This window comes from Cellulomonas sp. PS-H5, assembly GCF_019265565.1.
GTDB lineage: Bacteria > Actinomycetota > Actinomycetes > Actinomycetales > Cellulomonadaceae > Cellulomonas.
Genome location: NZ_JAHVCI010000106.1, coordinates 1 through 5,802, shown reverse-complemented (window position 1 = coordinate 5,802; position 5,802 = coordinate 1). Strand labels below are relative to the sequence as shown.

Genomic DNA, 5,802 nt, shown 5'->3' with positions numbered 1-5,802 from the left:
CCCGTGCCGGCGCCGGTACCACCGCCGCCACCACCGCCGCCGACCGGCGGGTCCACCGGGTCGGGCGCGCCCGGCGCCGGCGCCGCCGCGACGGCGAACGCCACGCCGACCGGCGCCGACTCCCGCGCGCCGAGCGCCTGCACGACGGACCCGGCGTAGCGACCGGCGGGCAGCGCCCCGGCGTACGCGAGCGTCCACCGGCCGTCCGCGCCGACCACGGTCTCGCCCGCGAGCGAGGCCGGCACCGCGGCCGCCGCGGCCAGCGCGGCGGTCCGGACCTCGGCGCCGCCGGCCGTCGCGACGTCCGCCACCCGCACCACGGCGCCGGGGAACCCGGTCCCGGACAGCGAGGTGACCTCGGCCCCGGCCGGCAGGTCGCCGGCGGGCGCGTCGGTGACGGCCAGGCCGGTGAGGTCGGCGCGCTGCGTCAGCCACTCCGCCGGGCCGGTGGGCCGGTCGATCACGCGGGTCTCGCCGATGCAGCCGTTCCAGCCGTTGCGCGCCGCGCCGTCGACCCAGTCCGACCCGAGCAGCCAGGGCATGTCCGCCTGGACCGAGTGCCCGAGCGTGTCGGTGGCGTTGCGCAGCACCGGGGCGCCGTCGATGTACATCGTGGTCGTGGACGACGCCGGGTCGTTGACGATCGCGACGTGCGACCAGCTGTCGACCATGATCTCGCCGGACCACGCCGTGCGGTCGCCCTTGGTCGCGGCGATCGGGACCTCGGTGAACTGGAACTCGCGCAGGTTCGAGATGCCGAGCGCGACCGGGGAGGCGGTGTAGTCCCACTGCGACCACGGCATGCCGGGGAGCTGCGAGCGGTCGCCGGACCGGACGACGGCCTTCGACCAGCCGTTCACGCCCGCGTCCCAGGTCGGGTCGAGCTGGAGGAACGTCTCGATCGTGTAGCCCTCCGGGAACGTCTCGGCGTTCACCGGGGCGTCGGAGGCCGTCGTCAGGTAGCTGAACCGGGCCGCGGACGAGTTGGCGAAGCACACCGCGGCGCCGTCGGACGAGTAGCCGTGCACGTCGTCCCGGACGATCGTCACGTCGCCGGCCTGCGCCGTGGCCGAGCCGGAGGCGGCGATCGTCGCGCGGGTCAGGTCGTTGCCCGCCGCCACGTCGGGGATCGTGCCGCCCTCGGGCAGCACGCCGGTGGGGAGGTCGTTCATGCGCCAGTGCGCGACGGTGCCCTCGGCCTCAGCGAAGTCGAGCGCGTTGCCGGGCAGCTCCGTGGTGACGGGGTCGGGGCCGACGAAGCCGTCGAGCAGCACGTCGCGCGCCCGCTGGGTCAGCGACGGCCAGACGCCCGCGCCGGGGCCGAAGTCGGGGTCGAAGCCGGCGAACCGCTCCGAGAAGTCGAGGTCGAGCGTGAACCGCTGGTTCGGGCCGTCCAGGAACGGCTGGTCGTAGCTCGTCAGGGTCTCCTGCGGCTTGGCGGTCACCCACGGCGACGCCGTCTGCATCGTCACGGTGTCGTGCGCGAGGTCGAACTCGACCAGGCCGAGGTAGCCGTTCCCGCCCTCGTAGGCCATCTGGTAGTCGATCAGCACGTTCGTGACCGAGTGCCCGAAGTCGTTCGTGCGGGTCTGCTGGGTCGCCCCGTGGAAGTGGCCGTTGAACGTGAGGAAGATCTGGTCGCTGCTGCGGATCAGCTTGTCCCAGAGCTCCTCGCCGTACTCCGTGTCGCGCGGCGAGGTCTGGTCGGGGCCGATGTTGAGCAGCGAGTGCGTGGTCAGGATGACCGGGACGTCGGGGTGCGCCGCCATGGCGTCCTTCGCCCACTGCATCGTCTGGTCCGACACCCGCCAGGCGAGCGCGAGCACCATGAACTCCTGACCCTCGGCCTCGAAGACGTGGTACTGGCTCAGCCCGGTCGGGTCGCTGCCGCCGTAGGTCGCCTGCGTCGCCGCGCGCGCGGGACCGAAGTACTGCAGGAACGGCTCGTTCGCCGGGTCGTAATCGGTGTCGTCCAGGGTGTCGTCCGAGTTCCGGACGTCGTGGTTGCCCGGGAGGATCGAGTAGGGCAGCCCGCCCTGCTCGAGCGTCCGCATCGCCGTGTCGGCCGCCTGCCACTCCGCGGTCTGCCCGACGCGGTCGACGACGTCGCCGAGGTGCGCAACGAACGGGATGTTGAGCTCGTCGGCGTGCTCCACGAGAAACCGCGTCTGCTCGCGGAACGGGTCCGTGCCGTAGCGGGGGAGGAACTGGTCCGCCGAGTACCGCGAGTAGAACTGCGTGTCGGGCAGCACGGCGAGCGTGAACCGCGAGCCGGGCTCGTCCGACGCCGCGGCCGGGACGGCGGCGGCCGGGGTCGCGGCGCTCGCGGCCGGCGGGGCGGCGGCGAGCAGGGTGCCGGCCACGGCTGCGGCGGCGACGGCCGCGAGGGCACGGGCAGGGGCGCGCCGCGACGCGCGCGGGGGCGTCGGGGCAGGGTGAGGTCGCACGGGAGGGTCTCCGGTGGGTGGGGGTGGGCGCGCCGGTCCGGACGCGCCGCACCACCGTGGCCAGCGGTTCTGAACTCCGCGTGACGTCCCGCGGACCCGTGCGTGGCCCGCGGGTGAAACGGTGGCTGAGGGCGGGCTGTGCGCGGGGTGGGCGGCCTGGGCGGGTCAGCCGCCCCGACTCACGCGCGACGGATCACGCGCTCGGGCAGGGGCGACGGCAGCGCGCCGCCGCCCGGGCCACCCGCGCGGAGCCACGCCTCCAGGGCGGCGGTGTCGGCGTCGCCGGACAGCCGCTCGAACCACACCGGACCCGCGCCCGCGCGCCGGGAGGCCCCGGTCGGCCGCGCGACGACCACGTCGCCGCGCTCGCACGCGTCGAGGCAGTCGACCTCCGTCAGGCGGGCGGCGCCGCGGGCCGCCAGCGCGCGCAGGCGGGCCAGCTGGCCGCCGGGCAGCGGGTCGTCGACGCCGAGCGTCTCGCCCGCGCACAGCGCGCAGGCCGTGAGCCCGGGGACGTCGCCGTCGGGGCCGGGCGCGTCGGGGGTCTCGGGCACCGGACGACGATAGCGGCGCGTCGGTCCCGTCCTCGCCGCGCCCCCTCCGCCCGCGCCGCGCCCGCGCCGCCCCGACCCCGCCCCGAGCGCCCGAGCGCGGTCGTTCCCGTCGAGCGCGGGAGCTCCTGCCACCGCCCTCGACGAGAACCACCGCCCTCGACGAGAACCACCACGCTCGACGCGGGCGAGAGGCCACCCCCGTCGGTCAGGGCAGGTCGTCGCCCTGCCACGGGTACGACGGCTGCGCGCCGAGCCGGGTCACCGACGCAGCCGCCACCCGCGTCGCCAGCGCCGCCGCCTGCTGGACCGGCAGCCCGTCCGCGATCCCCGCGGCGAGCGCCCCGACGAATGCGTCGCCCGCGCCGGTCGTGTCGAGCGCGTCGACCCGCCGCGCCGGCAGCGACCACGCCTCGCCGTCCTCGATGCCGACGACCCCGCCCGCCCCGAGCGTGACGACGACCGACCGCACGCCCAGCGCCGCGAGCTCGGCGGCGGCGTCCGCGGGCTCCCGGTCGCGCCGGCCGAGCAGGATCGCCGCCTCGTGCTCGTTGACCACCAGCGGGTCGGCGGCGCGCACGGTCTCGGTCGGGAGCTCGGCGGCGGGCGCGACGTTCAGCAGCAGCCGGGTGCCTCCGGCAGCGGCGACCCGGGCGACGTGCGCGACGGTGGCGAGCGGGATCTCGGCCTGCACGACGCACACCCGCGCCTCGCCGATCAGGTCGGCCGCGGCGTCCACGAGCCGCGGGGAGACGGACGCGTTCGCGCCCGGGACCACGACGATCGTGTTCTCGGCGTCGTCCGCCAGGGTCACGACGGCGAGGCCGGTGGGCGCGTCGACGACGGTCACGTGGTCCAGGTCGACGCCCGCGTCGCGCAGGCCGGCGAGGGCGATCCCGGCGTTCACGTCGTCGCCGACCGCGGCGACCAGCGCCACCTCGGCGCCGAGCCGCGCGGCCGCCACCGCCTGGTTGGCGCCCTTGCCGCCGGGCAGGACGCTCGAGGTGTGCCCGAGCAGGGTCTCCCCGGGGTGCGGGTGACGCTCGACCTGCACGATGAGGTCCGCGTTGACCGACCCCACGACGACGACGTCTCGCGCCACGTCCGTCTCCCCCCACGCTGCGGTCCCGGGTGCCTGCCGCCCATCCTGCCCCGCCGACACCCCGCGGGGCGTTCCCGCGGGGTGTCGGAGTTGAGCGCCGCTGTTCGTGTTGCCGTATGGGCCGGTCGGGTGACGTGGCTCCGAACCCCCGCGAGGCGCCTGCGCGCAGCCGTAGGTTCCGCTCGGCGCAGGAGCGCGCAGGGGCGGCGCAGCGACCGGCTTCCTGTCCCGGGTCGTCGCCCTGGGGCCAGCCCCTGACCTCGCGGAGGTGAGCATGGAGTTCTTCGACGTCCCCGCCGACCGGGCGGCGCAGTTCCGGGACCACGTCGTCGCGCGTGAGCCCTACCACCTGCGTGACCTGGCCTCCTGGATGGACCAGACCGGGGGACCCCTGGACGAGATGGACGCCTCGGTCGCGTCGCTGGTGCCGCTGTGGGAGTGGTGTCTCGACCTGGCCAAGGCGGACTTCCTGGGCCTGACCGAGGGCCTCGTGCCGGCCACGGATCCCGGGCTCAGCGTGCTCGCCGACCCGGAGTACGGGGAGCTGATGCGGCAGTCGCGGGTGGCAGGTGACCGGTTGATGCACTACCTGCGCCTCGTCGTCGGCCGCTTGCACCCCCCCACGCAGTGGGGGGTCTACCGGTCGTCGCTGGGGCGCCGGGACTACGCCCACCACCAGACGGCGCTACTGCTCCCGGGGTTCCACGCGCGCGGAGAAGGCGCGTTCGCGTTGTGGGTCCATCCGGTGCTCACGTCCGTGTCTATAGCGGTCCGCCGCGGCCTCGACAACTCCGACCGACTGACGAAGATCGTCGTCCCCGCCCTCCCACCCGGTCTGACCGTCGGCGACCAGGACCGCCTCCCCTCGGTGCTGCGCCCGTACCTCGACGCGGACCTCCCGCCCGCGCCCGAGGAGGCGCGGACGTCGCCGGTCGCGGATTGGCTCGGCGTCCCGGCCCCCGTGGCCCCGCCGGTCCCGGCGGGGCGGGAGCCCGGCTCGTGGTCCGAGACGATCCTCGCCCGGGGTCCCGCCGAGGGGCTGGAGGACCTCGCGCTGCTGGCGCCGCTGCCGGCGGACCGGGTCGCCGAGGCGCTGCGCGAGGGAGGGTTCCGCGACCTCACCGAGGCGGACGTGCTGGCCGAGGCCGACGTCACCCACCCAGACGGCGTCGCGCACCTGATGACGGCGGTCCACCGCGGGCGGCTGCGGGCGGTTCACCTGGAGCCGGTCGATCCCGACGAGGAGACGTGGGAGCGCCTGATGGCGCCGCTGCGGATGCTGGCCGTCGAGCTCGGCGCGAACCTCGTGGACGAGGGCGACTACCCGGACTGATCCGGTCCGTCCCGGTGGCGCTGACGCGCCGCCGGAACGCGCACCGGTAGGCTGGGCACGCGCCGGCTCGGACCCGCGGGTCCGGGACGGCGATGCACCGGGACCGCCGTCGCATCCTGCGCAGGTCCCGTGCGCCTGTAGCTCAGTGGATAGAGCACCGCTCTCCTAAAGCGGGTGTCGGCAGTTCGAGTCTGCCCAGGCGCACAACGGACGTCCGCGCGCGCCGCCAGCGGCCCGCGGTCGTCCGCCGAGGCACCCCGCCGTGACAAGGCGGGGACGCCCCACGGCGCGCCCGCAGCACCGGCGCCCGCCGCCCCCGGCGCGAGCCCCGGGCCCGCGGGCGGCGCACGCGGCGACGCGTCGCGCGCA

4 protein-coding genes and 1 tRNA gene are annotated in these 5,802 nt (G+C 76.1%); 2 read left to right on the top strand and 3 right to left on the bottom strand.

Annotated features, from left to right (window positions below):
* From J5O08_RS20215 to J5O08_RS20205, 3 genes are all read right to left on the bottom strand, one after another.
* Positions 1–2,363: LamG-like jellyroll fold domain-containing protein (locus J5O08_RS20215; protein ID WP_218708702.1), on the bottom strand; the 2,363-nt coding region annotated here is incomplete at its 3' end.
* A gap of 263 nt (positions 2,364–2,626) precedes the next feature.
* Positions 2,627–3,001 carry a hypothetical protein gene (locus J5O08_RS20210; RefSeq protein WP_218708701.1) on the bottom strand — a complete coding sequence of 125 codons (375 nt, stop codon included), beginning with the start codon at positions 2,999–3,001 and terminating at the stop codon, positions 2,627–2,629.
* Between the two features lie 205 nt (positions 3,002–3,206).
* Positions 3,207–4,100, bottom strand: coding sequence for a ribokinase (locus tag J5O08_RS20205; RefSeq protein WP_308281749.1), 894 nt, complete (start codon positions 4,098–4,100; stop codon positions 3,207–3,209).
* Between the two features lie 274 nt (positions 4,101–4,374).
* On the opposite strand from J5O08_RS20205, the gene J5O08_RS20200 reads away from it, so the two are divergent.
* Positions 4,375–5,433 (top strand): hypothetical protein, encoded by a 1,059-nt coding sequence (locus J5O08_RS20200; protein WP_218708699.1) that lies wholly within the window; start codon positions 4,375–4,377, stop codon positions 5,431–5,433.
* Between the two features lie 131 nt (positions 5,434–5,564).
* A tRNA-Arg gene (locus J5O08_RS20195) sits at positions 5,565–5,637 on the top strand.
* Positions 5,638–5,802: the final 165 nt, after the last annotated feature.